3 protein-coding genes are annotated in these 2,023 nt (G+C 70.0%); 1 reads left to right on the forward strand and 2 read right to left on the reverse strand.

Features of this window, described 5'->3' with window-relative positions; genetic code table 11:
- Nucleotides 1–699: WD40/YVTN/BNR-like repeat-containing protein (locus tag L6Q67_RS23325; RefSeq protein WP_367171668.1), on the reverse strand; the 699-nt coding region annotated here is incomplete at its 3' end.
- A 49-nt stretch (nucleotides 700–748) separates the two neighbouring features.
- The gene (locus L6Q67_RS23330; protein ID WP_296575840.1) at nucleotides 749–1,339 is read right to left on the reverse strand and encodes a DUF5655 domain-containing protein; all 591 of its coding nucleotides are present in this window, start codon (nucleotides 1,337–1,339) and stop codon (nucleotides 749–751) included.
- Nucleotides 1,340–1,654: 315 nt separating this feature from the next.
- On the opposite strand from L6Q67_RS23330, the gene L6Q67_RS23335 reads away from it, so the two are divergent.
- The coding region (locus tag L6Q67_RS23335; RefSeq protein ID WP_296575846.1) for an ABC transporter ATP-binding protein at nucleotides 1,655–2,023 on the forward strand (369 nt) is incomplete at its 3' end.

Here is a 2,023-nt window from a genome sequence, read left to right on the forward strand (position 1 = left end):
GTACAGGCGATCGGGCTGGCTGGGGCAGATGCGCACGCAGTGCGGATCGTGAAAGGTCAAGGTGCTGGCGTCGAACCCTTCCACCACCTGCATGCCTTCGACCAGCGTCGACCAGGAACGCCCGGCGTCGCGCGACTCGTGCACGCCACCGCCGGACATGCCGAACAGCAGGTGCGCCGGGTCGCGCGGGTCGACGATGATGGAGTGCAGCTTCGGGCCGTCGGGTGTGCCGTCCTGCACCGTGCCCATCCACTCCCGCAGTTGCGCGTCGTCGTTCACCGCCGGCAGCGGCACCCAGCTCGCGCCGCCGTCCTCGGAGCGGAACAGGCCTTGCGGCGACGTGCCGGCATACCAGGTGTCGCGTTCGCTGGCATGGCCCGGCGTCAGCCAGAAGGTGTGATCCACCGTTCGTGCCGGCAGGCCGTTGGTCGGCGGCGCAAAGGCCGGCGGCTGGCGCGCCTCGGTCCAGGTCTGGCCCAGGTCGATCGATCGGAACACGGTCGGTCCCAGGTGACCCGTCTTCGCCGCCGCCAGCAGCGTGCGGCCGTCGCGCGGGTCGAGCCGCAGGTGGCTGATGTTGTGGCCCAGGAAATGCGGCCCGTCGACCTCCCAGGCCTCGCGCCGGGGGTCACCGTGCAGCAGCCAGGCGCCCTTGCGGGTGGCCACCATCAGAACCAGACGGGTCGGCGAGGAGGTCATGGCAGTTGTTCCCATGGCATACGAGTCGGGGACAACGTGGCGGGGCCGCTCAACCCGCCGCGTCGTACGCCTGCCGCAGCCAACCCGCGAGCATGTCGTCGACATCGGCCGCGCTGGTGATGCGCGTGGTGGCCTGGCACATGCCGCCGGGCGGCTGCACCTTCAGCCGCGGGTGTGCCGGCAAGTCCTTCGCGTTCAACCCGATCTCCACGCTGTCCTTGGTGGCGGGACCCACCATCGCGAACTGCTTCTTGCGCCGCAGGCTGACATAGGTCTTCTTCGGCGCCTCCTCGAATGCGCCGAAGCCCCGCACGCGCGCCATCACCGCCTCGTGCAGCGGACGCAGTCCGGCCTTGGCGCCGGTGTAGAGCGTGGCCAGGGGATCGGCATCGGCATCCGGTGCGGCCGCAGGCGCAGCACCACCGCCGCCCAGATCGGGCAGGGGCTTGTCGATGAAGTGCACCACCGTGTTCGCGTCGCCGTAGCCGAGCTTGAAGCGCTCCATCAGCCAGCTTCGCTTCTCGCCATGCTTGCCGGCACCGCTGGTGGCCACGGCGGCATGCAATTGCGCGATGGTCATGCCGGTGCGCGCCTGGATGTTCCGAAGCTGCGTGACGGTGGCGGCGATGGGGTCGGCCATGGTGCATTCCTCTCGGCGGTGCGGCGGTGGGGCTGTGGCATGCGCGCTGGCCGCACCGGGCAGGGGGTGCGACCGATGCGAGCCAACTGGCCCGCTGGATGCTGACATGCACGCAATAGCTCTGCAAGAGACTCGGGATTCGGTGCGGCACGGCCCGCGCGATCGGCCGCCATCGCATCGGGTGCCGCCGCCGGTATCAGCGGACGAAGCGGCGCCTGGCCTGCAGCGTGTCGACTCCGTTCAATACAACGCCACCCGCCGGCGGCACACTGGCGCATCGCCATCAACGGCCCGTCCGCGCGGGCCCTGGACCCGATGTTGCCCGTGGTGCTCAGGCAGGTCAGCCGAACCTACCATCTCGATGACGTGGAGGTGCCGGCGCTGCGCGATGTGACGCTCGACGTGCGGCCTCAGCGCTTCACCGTCATCTCCGGCCCATCGGGCAGCGGCAAGACCACTCTGCTCAACTTGGTGGGCTGCATCGACCGGCCCGACAGCGGCGAGATCTTGGTGGCCGGTGAACCGGTGCAGCAGCTCGACGACGATGCGCTGTCCGACCTGCGCGCGCGCCGCATCGGCTTCGTCTTCCAGAGCTTCAACCTGTTGCCGGTGCTCACGGCGGCCGAGAACGTGGAGTACCCGCTTCAGTTGCTGGGCCACGGCGCGGCCCGCCGGCGCGAGCGC

The sequence above is a fragment of the Zoogloea sp. genome (genome assembly GCF_023150065.1).
Lineage (GTDB): Bacteria > Pseudomonadota > Gammaproteobacteria > Burkholderiales > Rhodocyclaceae > Zoogloea.

Excerpts from the sequence above, each read along its gene's own strand:
- L6Q67_RS23330 (WP_296575840.1), bottom strand. The coding sequence starts at position 1,339 with ATGGCCGACCCCATCGCCGCCACCGTCACGCAGCTTCGGAACATCCAG.